This window comes from Octadecabacter ascidiaceicola (assembly GCF_900185015.1).
Classification (GTDB): Bacteria; Pseudomonadota; Alphaproteobacteria; order Rhodobacterales; family Rhodobacteraceae; genus Octadecabacter; species Octadecabacter ascidiaceicola.
In genome coordinates, this window is the sequence record NZ_FXYD01000005.1 from 145,095 (window position 1) to 158,956 (window position 13,862).

Sequence of the window (13,862 nt, forward strand, 5' to 3'; positions counted from 1 at the left end):
CGCTTCATTAGGGCACAAATGTGGCATGCTACCGCAGGATCGGCACCTCGGGCGCGCGTTTTCTCGGGGCTGTCAGGGCAGGAGGTTTAGGCCCACCCGTCGCCCAATCCAGCAGTTCAACGGTGTGAACAATCGGCACGTCAGTCGCGCTGCCGATTTGCATCATACACCCGATGTTTCCGGCCGCGATAATGTCGGGCTTCACGGCCTCCAGCGTTTGAACCTTGCGGGTCTTAAGTCGCTTGGATATCTCCGGCTGCATCAGGTTGTACGTGCCCGCAGACCCGCAACACAGGTGGCTGTCTGCGGGTTCTGTGACGTTGAAACCAGCCGTCTTTAGCAAATCCTTGGGGAATGTCTTGATCTGCTGACCATGCTGCAATGAGCAGGCCGCATGATAGGCAACCGTAAGATCCGGTGCGCCGCCTGTTGGCAAGTTCAGTTTCATCAGAACTTCGGACACGTCCATTGCAATGTCTGCCACCGCAGCAGCATCATCTGCAGTCTCGGTCTCGCGGAACATATGGCCGTAGTCCTTCACCGTGGTCCCACATCCAGACGTATTGATTACAATCGCATCAAGGCCGTCGTTTTCCATCTCGGCGCGCCATGCCTTGATGTTTTTGGCCGCCGCAGCATGGCTTTCAGATGTCTTGCCCATGTGGTGCGTCAGCGCCCCGCAGCACCCTTGGCCTTCTGGGATTACCACTTCAGCGCCTAGCCGTGTGAGAAGGCGGATGGTGGCGTCATTGATATCCGTGTTCAACGCCTTTTGCGCACAGCCCGTCATCAACGCGACGCGCATCTTTTTGTTCTGCACTGGAAACGTTTGCGGATCATCATTGCGCGACACGGGCGGGATCACCTTCGGGGCCATCTCTAACATCGCCCGCAGCCGCGCATCGGGCATGAACGGCGCAAAAGGCCTGCCAATCTTTGCTCCAAGCAGCGCCACACGAAACCGCATCGGATAGGGTAGGATACGCGCCAATACCCAACGTAAAACACGATCGCTCAGTGGGCGTTTATAAGTGTTTTCAATGTACTCACGGGCATGATCGACAAGATGCATGTAGTGCACCCCAGACGGGCAAGTCGTCATGCAAGCCAGGCAGGACAGACAGCGATCGATATGTTTTACCGTCTTTTCATCCGGCACACGCTCGTTCTCCAGCATGTCCTTGATGAGGTAAATGCGCCCGCGTGGGCTGTCCAATTCATCGCCCAAAACCTGATAGGTCGGGCAGGTCGCGGTGCAGAACCCGCAATGCACACAGGTGCGCAGGATTTCGTTTGCCCGTGCTGTACCCGCGTCTTTCAGCTGATCATCGGTAAAGGTGGTCTGCATATCAGGCTCCGCTCGTATTGATCAGCAAGAACAAAAAGGAAATCACAAAGGTCGGAACAAGCGCCCAAAGCATCCGTGACCAAATGTCGATACTTGGCCGCGTAAAAAGGCGCGGTGTTAAAGATACCGCGCCAATGACAACACCGACCACAATTGGCAGGCTGATGACGCGCAACGCTTCGGGCAAGTATTCACCCAGTGCGATTATACCCAGGCCACCAAATGCAGCCGCAACCACCAGCCGCCAATCCCACAACAGTGCCGCCATGATCGTTGCCCCGATGCAGGGCATGATGACAAATCCCAAACCGAGCCCGTTCATCCCATCAACCCCGCATTCATTATCCCGCGCGGGTCGAATTTGTTACGCAGCCCTTTTGATAACATGTTGACCGTCGGGTTTTCCGGTTGAAAGACAGGCACCGCATTTCGTAATGCGCCTGGGCCTTTGATCAATGTTGCGTGCCCGCCACTAAACGCACATTGGCTTTGCAAGTACTCGACCAAAACTTGCCCGCCCAACTCCGCTGAAGGCTCCCCGTCAACGACCTTGGCGCAATCCACCAGTTGGTTTGCGTCCGCCCCGATCCAGACCAGTCCACCGCCCCAATCCGTCATAATGTCGAATGTCGGACCATTCTCATAAGGTACGAACATATTGCGCGTGGCAAAATGCATCTCAGAAAGCGCGGATGGCTGGATCGACATACGCACCACAACATCTTTGCCAGCTAGGGCATCAACATTGCGGATTGCCACCCAGATGCGCTCAGACGCGGTCGGATCATCCACGATCTGAACCTCGCCATAGGATTTGATGAGATCGGCTAGCTTCCCCACACGATAATTTACCGAGTTTTCAAACCCCTCAAGGCGAAGGTGCATCGTACGATCCACATCCCATGCAGCCCCCGACACTTCATATGGGGACCCAAGGGCTGCGGACATTGCGTCAGCTGCTGTTGTTTCATCCAGACCAAAGATGCAAAGGGTAGCTTGTGTTTCCGCACGGGGCAGGACCTTCAGTGATACTTCGCTAAGCACACCCAGCGTCCCGTAAGACCCCGCCATCAGCTTCACCAGATCGTATCCAGTGACGTTCTTCATTACCCGACCACCGTTCTTGATGGTCGTGCCAGCCCCATCCACAAAACGCACCCCAAGTAGGTGATCACGGCACGCACCGACAGAAATCCGCCGCGGCCCGCTGGCGTTCGTGGCAACGATACCGCCAATGGTTGGTTTGCCGGTAGTGCCTAACAAGGTGCGATGATCCATCGGTTCGAACGCGAGCCGCTGGTTCTCGGCCTCGAGCGCCGCTTCGATATCTGCCACGGGGGTTCCGGCCTGCGCCACAATCGTCAGCGCACCGGGTTCATACAAACTAATCCCGTTCAACCCAGCGGTGCTTAACACATCCCCCACAACTGGATTGCCAATGTCGCGGGTGCCGCCGCCACAAATATGCAGCGGCCCTGTTGCGCCCTTCACGGCCTCGGCCAGTTCTTGTTCTGTCGTTACGGTCATTTTCAGCTTCTTTTGTTCACTAAACCTCGGGGGAGCGAAGCGGGGGCTGGCCCCCCTTAACACTAACCTACTCCGCCGCAATACGACGCGATGCGCTGCTGTCGAGCGGGAAAACCTTTGCAGGGTTCAACAGCCATTCAGGGTCAAACACATCCTTCACGGCCATCTGAATATCCAGATCTTGTTGCGCATACTGGTGGGTCATCAGGTCTCGTTTTTCAATTCCAACGCCGTGCTCTCCGGTCAAACAGCCACCTGCGTCGACACATAGTTTCAGGATTTCAGCACCCATCGCCTCGCACAACTCCAGGTCACCTGGTTTGTTGGCGTCATAGCAAATCAGCGGATGCATATTGCCGTCACCTGCGTGGAAAACATTGCCGACTTTCAGGCCAAACTCGTCTGACAATTCCCCGATGCGGCGCAGCACCATCGGCAGGGATGACACAGGGATCGTGCCGTCCAGACACATATAGTCGCTGATCTGCCCAATCGCGCCGAATGCGGATTTGCGGCCTAGCCAAATGCGGGCGGCTTCTTCTTCGTCTTGCGCTTCACGTAGTTCAACTGGATCGTGTTTAAGGGCGATGTCCTTGATCAGGGCAAGTTGTTCGTCAATTTCTTCGGGGGCACCCTCGACTTCGACAATCAACAGTGCTTCGCAATCCGGATAGCCCGCCTTGGCATAATTCTCGGTGGTCTCAATGCACAAACGGTCCATGAATTCGATCGCCACGGGCAACACGCCTGCCTTGATGATGTCCGCCACACAGGCACCTGCAACCTCGTTGTCATTGAACGCCATCAGAACCGGCCGCGCACCCTCGGGCTTGCGTAAAATGCGCAACGTGGCCTCGGTCACGACGCCAAGCTGCCCCTCAGACCCGCAGATCAACCCAAGCAGGTCCAGACCTGCCGCATCCAAATGCGCACCACCGATCTCAGTAATCGTGCCATCCATAAGCACCATCTTCACGCCCATCAGATTGTTCGTCGTCACGCCGTACTTCAAACAATGGGCTCCGCCGGAATTCATCGCGACATTGCCCGCAATCGCGCAGGCCAATTGGCTGGATGGGTCGGGCGCATAAAAGAAATCCATCGCTTCAACCGCGCCAGTGACGCTTAGGTTTGTGCGGCCGGACTGAACGCGGATGTAGCGGTCATCGTAGTTGGTTTCCAACACGCTGTTCAGCCGCGCCACACCCAAAATCACGCAATCCGCCGTGGGCAATGCGCCCCCCGCCAATGAGGTGCCTGATCCGCGTGGGACAACAGGTACGCCCATTTCATGGCACACTTTCAAAACAGCCGCGACTTCCTCGGTTGAGGTTGGAAGCACCGCACATAGTGGCGGGCATTTGTAGGCGGTCAGAGCATCGCACTCATAGGCGCGGACCTCAGATTCGGAATGAATAACGGCACCATCGCGCAAAACACCTTGAAGTCGTTCGACAATTTGCGCCTTTCGTGACAGCACGTTTTGGTTTGGGGTCGGCATTTGCATCGGAAGCATCCTTTAATTGGTAAATAAATATAACCAATTTGATGTCGTGTCTATGGCGTTGAAGCCCGCTAGGGTTTGCGTATGGAATCTATCGCAAATTTTGTTGGCCTGAGCGGGCTAGATATCGTCGCCGTTTTTGTTTTTCTCGGCGTTTGGCAAGGCATTAGTTGGTGGATCGAGCACCCGGCGGCAAAACATCCCAGCGTGACCGTTTTGATGTCTGAATACCGGCGCAAATGGATGATGGTCATGGTCCGGCGAGAGCCCAGAATATTTGACGCTCAAATGATGGCCAGCCTGCGCCAAGGAACTTCGTTCTTTGCGTCTACGTCCTTGTTGGCGATGGGTGGTTTGTTGGCGCTGATCGGCAATGTTGACCCGCTGCAAAATGTCACCATGCAGATCGGCAATCTGGAAACTCCCGCGATGGAGCTTCAGACCAAGTTGATATTGGTGCTCATCTTGTTGGGTAATGCATTCCTAAAATTCGTCTGGTCCAATCGCGTTTTCGGATATTGTTCGGTCATGATGGGCGCGGTCCCCAATGATCCCGACGACGCACAGGCGATCCCATTGGCGCGCAAAGCGGCGGAGCTGAACATCCGCGCCGCGCTAAACTTTAATCGTGGGTTGCGGTCTATGTATTTTGCTTTGGGTGCGGTCGCATGGGTCGCGGGTGCTTGGGCACTTTTCGCGGCATGTTTGGTCATTGGATCGCTTGTCTGGTCTCGCGAGTTCGCATCGCTTCCGCGTGAAATTATTCTAAACGATATTCCTGACACCAAAGCGTGATTTGGAATGGCGGTTTGGTTCTATACGATGGGCCCATGAAATATTTGTCATTCCTGCTGCTCGCAGCTACCCCAGCATTCGCCGACGCACCCGTTGTTGAAGCCGTAACATACAGCGGCGGAAGCTTTAGCGTGAGCCTGTCTCACCCCGATACGGGTTGGGACCACTACGCGGATGGTTGGCGTGTTGAACTCGCGGATGGAACAATCCTCGGCACCCGCGTCCTCGCGCACCCGCATGTGAACGAGCAACCGTTTACACGATCAAGTCAGATTATTGTTCCTGAAGGTGTTGACGAAGTTTTTGTGCGTACGTCGAACAACGTCGATGGTTGGGCTGATGAGACGACACCATTCGCTCTGAACTAACGGGTTAGCGCCGACCCTCGCGCAGCCATGCACCTATCACCAACAGCCCCGCCAACAGCAGTGCCAACCACGCAGGCAGGAGCGGCGACACGCTGACATCCGCCGTGCGGTATGCATCGCGCGGTGTCACCCCGATCCAGCCGCGCCCGAAGGCCACGCGCCCAGCACGCACATCGCGCAGAGACGGCAGGCCGTCCGACATCGTAACGATGCCGCCATTAGTCGATGCCACAAGGTCAGCCAAAATTTCGCCGCTGGCAATCGTCTGTTCGAACTCACGCGGTGCGGCCGGCCCCAAAGCGATAACCGTTTCGATGTCCCCGTCGCGCAAACGATATAACCCGACCTCGGGCGCTTCCCATAATAGTTCGTGTCGTCCTGGTGTTACCTCATCCAAAGTCACAACCGTTTCGGTACCGTCGGGATGGATGATCGTGATCTCGCCGGTTTCTTCGTTCAACGTGCGGCGAATAATGCGCATGCTCAACCCGTTCGGTTCAACCCACAGCGCCTCTTCTTCAAGCTCGGGTTCTTTCATCATCCAGTGGGCAAGGCGGCGCAGAAGTTCCAGCTGCGGCCCGCCGCCCTCAAACCCGCGGTCCCATAACCACGAATGATCCGACGCCATCAACGCCACGCGCCCTTCGCCGATCCGTTCGAGCATCAGCAACGGTTGGGCGTTGATACCAGACATAACAACGGCGGCTTCCTCGCTTGGCAGAACTTCAATCTGGCGTAACCAGCGGCCCCAACCGGGTAGCCCGTCTTCACCCGAATTCGGGGCAAATGCCTCAAGGCCTTCTGTCACCGGATGGCGCTGCCCAAGGTCCGTGATCATCGGCGTAAAGCCTTCTTCATAGACCCGCGCGGTCGGGCGGCCAGGCAACACCGCGCCAAGGGAAGAACGGTAAATACTATCCGCACTGGCATAATCCGGCCCCGCCGAAATCAACACAGCTCCGCCATTTTGCACATAGGTCGCAATGCTTTCGAAATAGGCTGAAGGCAGTATACCGCGCCGCTTGTAGCGATCAAAAATGATCAGATCGAATTCATCAATCTTTTCCAAGAACAGCTCGCGCGTCGGGAAGGCGATCAGAGACAACTCGTTAACGGGAACCCCGTCCTGCTTTTCCGGTGGGCGCAAAATGGTGAAATGCACAAGATCAACCGAGCTGTCAGACTTTAGCAAATTGCGCCACGTACGTTCCCCCGCGTGGGGCTCGCCGCTGACCAACAGCACACGCAAACGGTCGCGCACGCCGTTGATCTGAATGACCGCTTCATTGTTGCGGTCCGTCAGCTCGCCCTCAATCGTGGGTGTCGCAAACTGCATGACGTTCATACCGCCGTGCGGCAGATCAATCGGCAGTTCAACATCTTGGTTCACGGGCACCTGAAACGCCAGCGGTGTACCGCCATCAATCGCAATGGTCAGGTCAACAAAATCGGCGTCAGGTGCCGCACCTTGGTCTTCAATGCGCAACGTCAGCGTCACCGGTTCGCCCAAGATGGCAAAAGCTGGCGCGTTCTTCACCACAAGGCGGCGGTCCCAATCGTCCTCATGCCCAGTCAGCAAAACATGCAGCGGGGCGGGCAATGCGGATGGCGCAACGGGCAAATCATGGGCGCGCCCATCGGTGATCAATACCATGCCAGCCACACGGGCTTGTGGCTCCTCCGCCAAAGCTTCGGACAAGGCCGTCATCAACTCAGTGCCCGCATCATCGACGCCGTCGCCTAGGGTCAAAACCCGTAGCTCTGTGTTCGGGCGGCGGGCGACTTCCGACTGAAGGTTCGCTAGCGCCTCTGCCGACTGTTCGGCGCGGTCTGAAATGCGCTGGCTCGCGCTTTCATCAACAACGGCCACGACAATATCGGAAAGTTGCGCGCGGTCTTCGCGTTGCAAAGACGGGTTCGCAATCGCACCCAATAGAACGACCGCAGCCAGAGCGCGTAGCGCCCACCCCAGCAAACGCCGCCAAACTGCGAACGCTAGGCCAAGCACCACAATCGCAGCGAGGCCATAGAGGACAACCAGCGGCACCAATGGGTCGAAAATGACATTACCAATCATGCGCGACACCCTTGCTTCTTTTGTTCCTTAGACCCCCGCCGGAGGCGCAAGTTGGCCAAGTTAGTTCCCGCATCATCATTGCCCCAACCGATCCAGCAGTGCAGGTACATGCACCTGATCTGATTTATAGTTGCCCGTCAGCACATGCATGATCAGGTTCACGCCAAAGCGCAGCGCGATCTCGCGCTGACGGTTGCCAGCTTGTCCACGCCCAATCGGTACAAGTGGATTCCCAAGCTGATCCGTCGCCCATGCCGCAGCCCAATCGTTGCCGCCAATCACAACCGGTGTGACGCCATCGTTGAGATCGCGAAACGGCATGCCTTCGGATAGTTCAGCGCCCGCAGGCGCGGCCTCGACCCAGACATCACGGCCTGGGTGACGGCCGGGGAAATCTTGCAACAGATAGAATGTGCGCGTCAGTACGTGGTCTTGCGGGATTGGTTCCAGCGCGGGGATATCCAGACCACGGGCAATTGCCTGCAGCTTGCGCCCCGCTGGTGAAGAAGATCCAAACCGCGCAAGGTCAGCGTCGCGGGTGTCAAAAAGGATCATCCCTCCCGAGCGCAAATAGCGGTTCAACTTGGCGTAGGCTTCGCGGGTCGGCAGTTGTTGGTCGGCGGTGACGGGCCAGTAGATGAACGGGAAGAACGCCAGCTCGTCTGCTTCAAGATCAATGCCGACCGGAAAGGATGGCTCAATAGAGGTGCGCTGAAACAGTGTGTTGGATAACCCGTAAAGCCCAGCGTCTGACATTTCGTCAACGCGGGTGTCACCCGTGATGACATAGGCAAGCACAACATCAGCGGTTGAAGAAATCGCGAAACTGTCGTCTTGCGCACGGGCATCATATGGCGCGATGAGCAATGCGATTAAAATCGTCGCAGCAGCACTTGCGCGCGGGCCACGTAGGCGACCAGACAGCGCCAGTGAAGCGACGATATCAACGGTCAGCAGGACCAAAGCCGCAGCCAACAGCCATCCCTTCAGAAGCGTTTCACGGATCACATCCAGTCCTTCAACGACGATGTTTGCAGGCCAGCTCGTCGCCGTAAGGGTTTCTTCAGGACCGATTGCATTCACAGCGATCCGGCGGTCTTCACCCGCATAAAGGCCGGGTAACATCGCTGCGGATGGCTGCGCTGTGGCGAGGTCTTCACCAGCCACACCGGGAAGCGTGTCGGCGCGATCAAGGTCGCCAAATGCATTCAACACGTCTTCTGGCATCCACGTTGTTCCTGTTAACTCATCCGCCGTCGGCGCGGCGGGGCGCGTGGACACCGCAAGGCGTTCCAGCATTTGCACAAACAACCCCGAAATCGGCAGGGTCGACCATTCCGCATTGGCGGTGACGTGGAACAACACGATTGATCCTTCGCCCGAAGACTTGCGCGTCACAAGAGGGGTTCCGTCGGCCAATTGGGCGATAACGCGGCTGGCCAATGTCGGATCCGGTTGCGCCATGACTTGCGCGATGATGGCGACGTCATTCGGGATCGGCAGTCCAAAGAATGGGCTGTTATCCGGAAAAGGAGCAAGCTCTTTTGGTTCGCCCCATGACATCGCGCCACCGATAGATCGGCCCCCAACGCGCAGGCGCACGGGCATCAACGGGTCTTCGTCAATGCGGCTAATATCGCTTGCCGCAAGGCGTGGGCCAGCAAACCGCACGAGCAATCCACCGTTCTCGACCCATTCAATCATGGTGTCGGTTTCAATGGCTGTGAGGGTCGCGACATCGGCGAGGATAATCACATCTGGATTGGCAAGAAGCACGTCTTCGAGCGTGCCGTCGATCAGATCAGCCGTCGGGATAAGCGCCTGTTCAAGGTAGTGAAGCGGGGAGAGAAGTTCCAACGCTTCACGTTCGCTAGCGCCTGCCAGCAATGCCACTTCGCGGCGTTTCAATGCGTCATCGGTTAGGGTGACGGCACCCGCTGACCGCACACCTTGGATTTCAAATCGGGTCACGCGGTTGCGCAATTCAGGGGGCAGATCGAAGGTCGCCGCTGTTTCGGTACTGCCGACCTCAAAACTGGCAGGGGCGGTTGCGAGTTGGCGTTCGATGCCCGCAGGATCAAGGCCGATTGCGGCGACACTTACTTGCGAGCCAACACCGCCTACCGCGCGTAAAACGGTTACGGAAACGTCGCCGTCAACGACCTGCGCTGCGCGCAACCCGAAGACGGGGCGCGGGGATTCAAAAGCTGTTACTGTGCCGTGAGTTTCGAGCGCTGAGAGTAGCGTGTCACGGCTGTCGCGAGCGAGGCTATCAGACATCCAGAATGTGTCGAAGGATCCGGTCAGGCTTTCGGCCCATTTCGTGATTGCATCAGCGTCCGGCGTAAACGGGTGCGGCGTGAGTGCTGGGATGCGTTGCTGAACGGCTTGGGCATCTTGGAATACTGGCGCTTCTGGTGGCAGATCGGTGAGAGTCACGAGCGCTGCAGGCCGACCATCGCGCGCGGCTTCGGCCAAGGCGGCATCAATACGGTCGACGCGGCGCGGCCAATCGCGGGCGTCGGCCCATGTACCATCAACAAGGATCAGCAAGGGACCACTGCCTGGTGTTTCCTCGTCGGGATTGAGGACAGGCCCAGCGAAGGCTGTGATGATCGCTGCAACGGCGAGAAGCCGCAGGAGCAGCAACCACCACGGGGTGCGGTCTGTTTGGGTGCTGTCATCCGTGAGCCCAAGGAGCAAGGCAACACCGGGAAAGCGGCGTCGGATTGGCGCGGGCGGGACGGCGCGTAGCAGTAGCCACAAGATTGGCAGGATGAGCAATCCGAGGAGCAGCCACGGGGCGGTGAAGGCGATAGGACCGATGTTCAACATTATTTAGTCCACCCGCGCAGGGGCGCTGCCCCGTCCTTCGGACTCCCCGGGATATTTATGAAACAAAAGCAAACACGGGTCATGCGCGGCGTTCCAGTGCGGTGTAGGTCCACAGAAGGGCCGAGGTCGCAGAGGCGTCCGTGTGGTGGGTGTGGAACTGCCAGCCCGTTGCGCGGGCGAGTTGGGATAGGCGATCTTTGCGTTCTGCAAGGCGGTTTAGGTAGCGCGATTTCAGGTCGCGGGCCTTTAGGGTTTCGTGACGCAGGGTGCCTGACATAGATTCAAAAATAGTGCGGCCATCGAAAGGAAAGGCCTCTTCGGTTGGATCAAGGACTTGAACCAAAGCGCCGCGCACATCGCGTTCAGCCGCTTTTCCCATCGCGGTTTCGATCGCCGATAGGTCGCCCATGAAATCGGAGACAAACAGGGCGCGGGAATGGGGAAGCATGCCATCCGCGTTTGGTGTTCCGAAGTCGTCAGTGTGGTCTTCGGACAGCAGGGTCGCCATTTGGCTGATTTGGGTTTCACCGCGACGGGGCGGCAGCAGATCGCCGGTGAGACCAACGCGTTCGCCACCGCGCAGCAGCAGGATTGCGGTGGCCAAGGCAAGGGCGCGTGCGCGGTCCGCTTTGGTGGTGCCGTCTTTCAGGGATGTGAAGGACATCGACGCGGATTGATCGACCCAAAGCAAGATAGATTGCGCGATTTGCCATTCTTTATCTTGCACGAACTGCGCGTCAGATCGCGCTGAGCGCCGCCAGTCGATGGCGCGCATTTCATCGTGGTTTTGCGCGGGACGGTATTGCCAGAACGTATCGCCCTGACCTGCGCGCCTGCGCCCGTGATCACCCACCATCACCGTCGCGGCAAGGTGTTCCGCCTCTGCCAGCAGGGGCGGAAAGGGGGCGGCGAGGGCTTCGGCGCGCGACCTTAAGGTGAGGGGGGCGTCACTCATGCGGCTTTGGAAACGCTTGTGATTTGAGTCGCGACTTGGTCGATGACATTACTGAGGCTTTCGCCCCGTGCGCGGGCTGCGAAGGACAGCGCCATGCGGTGGGTCAACACGGGGGCAGCCATTGCGCGTACGTCTTCGGCTGAGGGGACGAGGCGACCATCAAGCAGAGCATTGGCACGCACGGTCAGCATCAGAGCTTGCGCCGCACGGGGGCCGGGCCCCCAGCTGACGGTATCCTTCACGATTTCAGGTGCGGTTTCATCGTCGGGACGGCAGGCGCGCACGAGGTCGAGGATCATTTCTACAATCGCGTCACCAACTGGCATGCGACGCAGCAGGGTTTGTGCCTCAAGGAGTTCATCGGCGGTGAAAACAGCGCTGGCTTCTCCCTCAATTACGCCTGTGGTGGCAATCAGAATATCGCGTTCGGTTTCGCGGTCTGGGTAGGGGACGTCAATTTGTACGAGGAAGCGATCAAGCTGCGCCTCAGGCAGAGGGTAAGTGCCTTCCTGCTCAATCGGATTTTGCGTGGCGAGCACGTGGAAAGGTGTTCCAAGAGCGCGGTGTTCACCTGCGATGGTCACTTCTTTTTCCTGCATCGCTTGCAGCAGCGCGGACTGAGTACGTGGTGAGGCGCGGTTGATTTCGTCAGCCATCAGTAGCTGGCAGAATACGGGGCCTTCGATGAAACGGAAATCGCGGGTGCCATCAGCGGATGTTTCCAGAACCTCAGAACCGAGGATATCTGCGGGCATCAGGTCAGGGGTGAACTGGATACGGTTGCCGTTTAGGCCCATCACCGTAGACAGCGTGTCGACTAGCATCGTCTTTCCCAAGCCGGGCAAACCGATAAGCAGCGCATGCCCACCACATAGAAGCGAGGTTAATGTCAGGTCCACGACACTGTCTTGCCCGATAAAGCGTTTGGCGATGGATGTGCGGGCCTCGGCCAGCTTGTCGCCAAGGGTTTCGATCTGGGTCACAAGCTCTGCGTCGGAAGGCATGGCGTTCTCTTTCTTATGAGGCATATAATCGCCGGATAGTTGAACAGATATCGCAGGTAAGCCCAATGGGGAAAACAAACGAAAGTGATGGATCGGTGACTGTTTCGGCGGAAAGTCTCGCATCTTCGGCGCGTGCCGCTGCCAAAGGGCGCGGATTACCCCCTGTAGAGACGTGGAATCCACCGTTTTGTGGCGATTTGGACATGCGGATCGCGCGGGACGGAACATGGTTTTATTTGGGAACTCCGATTGGCCGACTTGAGCTGGTGAAGCTGTTTTCGACCATTATCCGCAAGGATGGCGATGATTATTTTCTGGTGACACCTGTCGAAAAGGTCGGAATCACCGTCGAGGACGCGCCGTTCGTGGCCGTGGATTTTGAACGCGTGGGCGACAATTTGCGGTTCGAAACAAATGTCGGGGATTTTGCAGTTGCGGGGCCAGAGCATCCAATTCGCGTGGTGCGTGATCCGGAAACAGGTGAGCCGAGCCCCTATGTTTTAGTGCGTCGAAACCTTGATGCGTTGATTGATCGCAAATCGTTTTACCGGCTTGTCGATATCGGTGAAACCGCGACGCACGACGGTACTGACTGGTTTGGTGTGCGATCTGGGGGTCAGTTTTTCCCGATTATCCCAGCTGCAGAACTGGACGTTTAGTGTCCCGTTTCTGTGCAAACCTGACGATGTTGTTCACTGAGTACCCGCTTCTTGAGCGCCCTATGGAGGCAGCAAAAGCAGGGTTTAGTGGGGTCGAAATTCTGTTTCCCTATGATGTAAATGCGGCTGAGTTGGGATCTGCATTGGCGCGGGCAAAGATGCCACTGGCTCTGATAAATTGCCCTCCACCGAATTACGCAGATCCTGACGGGCCGCGCGGGTTTGCCGCTGTTGTTGGCGAGGAAGACCGGTTTAAGCAGTCGTTTCGCCGCACGATCCGATATGCAGGGGCGCTTGGCGCGGAACATGTGCATATCATGGCTGGCGTTGCTAAGGGGCCGGCTGCGCGGGCGTGTTTTGTCGAGAACTTGAAATGGGCAGCGGCCTTTGCGCCAAAGCAAAGTCTGACGATTGAACCGATCAATACGCACGACATGCCGGGGTATTTCCTGAACAGTTTCGATTTGGCGCTTGAGGTGTTGGATGAAGTCGACGCACCGAACCTGAACTTACAGTTTGATGCCTACCACGCATCCCGAATCGAAGGCGATATTTTGGGTGTTTGGGACAAGGTGCGCCATAAAGCGGCACATATTCAGGTCGGCGGGGTGCCAGATCGACATGAGCCTGAAGGTGGCGATTTCAATTACCCTAGTTTCTTTAAGTTATTGGAAAAGAATAAATATAGCGGTTGGATCAGTGGTGAATATCACCCCGCCGGACGCACCGAGGAAAATCTTTCTTGGATCAGCTGACATGCTGCTGACAGTATGCTGTCAGCAAGGGTATG

12 protein-coding genes are annotated in these 13,862 nt (G+C 57.2%); 4 read left to right on the forward strand and 8 right to left on the reverse strand.

The features are described from left to right. Window positions 1-28 precede the first annotated feature (28 nt). From glcF to OCA8868_RS14885, 4 genes are all read right to left on the reverse strand, one after another. A complete protein-coding gene (gene glcF / locus OCA8868_RS14870; RefSeq protein ID WP_093997373.1) occupies window positions 29-1,348 on the reverse strand; it encodes a glycolate oxidase subunit GlcF in 1,320 nt (439 codons plus the stop codon). A 1-nt stretch (window position 1,349) separates the two neighbouring features. After that, complete coding sequence (locus tag OCA8868_RS14875) at window positions 1,350-1,670, reverse strand: hypothetical protein (RefSeq protein ID WP_093997374.1); 321 nt, start codon at window positions 1,668-1,670, stop codon at window positions 1,350-1,352. Continuing rightward, on the reverse strand, window positions 1,667-2,875 hold the full coding sequence (locus OCA8868_RS14880; RefSeq protein ID WP_093997375.1) for an FAD-binding protein: 1,209 nt from the start codon (window positions 2,873-2,875) through the stop codon (window positions 1,667-1,669). The genes OCA8868_RS14875 and OCA8868_RS14880 overlap by 4 nt, the downstream gene beginning before the upstream one ends. Window positions 2,876-2,942: 67 nt before the next feature. Continuing rightward, window positions 2,943-4,382: an FAD-linked oxidase C-terminal domain-containing protein gene (locus OCA8868_RS14885; protein ID WP_093997431.1), complete on the reverse strand. Its 1,440-nt coding sequence runs from the start codon at window positions 4,380-4,382 to the stop codon at window positions 2,943-2,945. A gap of 81 nt (window positions 4,383-4,463) precedes the next feature. Here OCA8868_RS14885 and OCA8868_RS14890 point away from each other — a divergent pair, with 81 nt between their 5' ends. Further along, window positions 4,464-5,174 carry a DUF599 domain-containing protein gene (locus OCA8868_RS14890; RefSeq protein ID WP_093997376.1) on the forward strand — a complete coding sequence of 237 codons (711 nt, stop codon included), beginning with the start codon at window positions 4,464-4,466 and terminating at the stop codon, window positions 5,172-5,174. 35 nt (window positions 5,175-5,209) lie between these two features. Then, a complete protein-coding gene (locus tag OCA8868_RS14895; RefSeq protein ID WP_093997377.1) occupies window positions 5,210-5,542 on the forward strand; it encodes a hypothetical protein in 333 nt (110 codons plus the stop codon). A gap of 4 nt (window positions 5,543-5,546) precedes the next feature. Here the strand turns inward: OCA8868_RS14895 and OCA8868_RS14900 are convergent, their stop codons facing one another. From OCA8868_RS14900 to OCA8868_RS14915, 4 genes are all read right to left on the reverse strand, one after another. After that, window positions 5,547-7,619: a hypothetical protein gene (locus OCA8868_RS14900; RefSeq protein ID WP_093997378.1), complete on the reverse strand. Its 2,073-nt coding sequence runs from the start codon at window positions 7,617-7,619 to the stop codon at window positions 5,547-5,549. 75 nt (window positions 7,620-7,694) lie between these two features. After that, the gene (locus OCA8868_RS14905) at window positions 7,695-10,454 is read right to left on the reverse strand and encodes a DUF4159 domain-containing protein (RefSeq protein WP_093997379.1); all 2,760 of its coding nucleotides are present in this window, start codon (window positions 10,452-10,454) and stop codon (window positions 7,695-7,697) included. Window positions 10,455-10,533: 79 nt separating this feature from the next. Continuing rightward, window positions 10,534-11,409, reverse strand: coding sequence for a DUF58 domain-containing protein (locus tag OCA8868_RS14910; RefSeq protein WP_093997380.1), 876 nt, complete (start codon window positions 11,407-11,409; stop codon window positions 10,534-10,536). Continuing rightward, window positions 11,406-12,413 carry an AAA family ATPase gene (locus tag OCA8868_RS14915; RefSeq protein WP_093997381.1) on the reverse strand — a complete coding sequence of 336 codons (1,008 nt, stop codon included), beginning with the start codon at window positions 12,411-12,413 and terminating at the stop codon, window positions 11,406-11,408. The genes OCA8868_RS14910 and OCA8868_RS14915 overlap by 4 nt, the downstream gene beginning before the upstream one ends. Before the next feature lie 65 nt (window positions 12,414-12,478). Between OCA8868_RS14915 and OCA8868_RS14920 the strand changes: the two genes are divergently transcribed. Next, entirely contained in the window at window positions 12,479-13,072 is a 594-nt protein-coding gene (locus tag OCA8868_RS14920; protein WP_093997382.1) for a DUF1285 domain-containing protein, read from the forward strand. Beyond that, the gene (locus tag OCA8868_RS14925) at window positions 13,072-13,827 is read left to right on the forward strand and encodes a hydroxypyruvate isomerase family protein (protein ID WP_093997383.1); all 756 of its coding nucleotides are present in this window, start codon (window positions 13,072-13,074) and stop codon (window positions 13,825-13,827) included. Before OCA8868_RS14920 ends, OCA8868_RS14925 begins: the two co-directional genes overlap by 1 nt. The last annotated feature ends 35 nt before the right edge of the window (window positions 13,828-13,862 follow it).